At 63.6% G+C, this 440-nt stretch carries 1 pseudogene; it reads left to right on the forward strand.

Annotated elements, in window-relative coordinates:
• A pseudogene (locus P3H15_RS54640) lies at window positions 1-440 on the forward strand (IS1634 family transposase); the annotation flags it as partial.

The raw sequence follows: 440 nt of genomic DNA on the forward strand, positions 1-440 counted from the left end.
GACAAACTCGACGAGGGTCAGGAGGAACTCGACCTGGGGCTGGATGCGCTCGCCGGCCCCGGTGGCGGCCCGTCGCTGATCATCGCGAAGCGGTCCCGCTGGCTGATCGAGACGATCGCCATAGCGTGGTCCCGACTGGGGTTCGACGTTGTCGACGACGAGGCGTTTTTCCAACTGGTCCTCGGCCGACTCGTGGAGCCGACCTCGATGAGCGACACCGCCCGCGTCGTCAGCGAGATCGGTTTGACACCGGCGCACCGCAACACCTACGCCAATGCATTTACGCGTTGCACCACAAGTGATTACCGGAATCGGGTCGCGACGAAATGCTTCGAGCACGCGGCGGCGACCGGCGGGCTGTCGCTGGTGCTCTACGACGTCACCACCTTGTACTTCGAGGCGGAGAAGGAAGACGAACTCCGCAAAGTCGGCTACTCGAA

Source organism: Rhodococcus sp. T2V (assembly GCF_029269925.1).
GTDB classification, from domain to species: domain Bacteria; phylum Actinomycetota; class Actinomycetes; order Mycobacteriales; family Mycobacteriaceae; genus Rhodococcus_F; species Rhodococcus_F koreensis.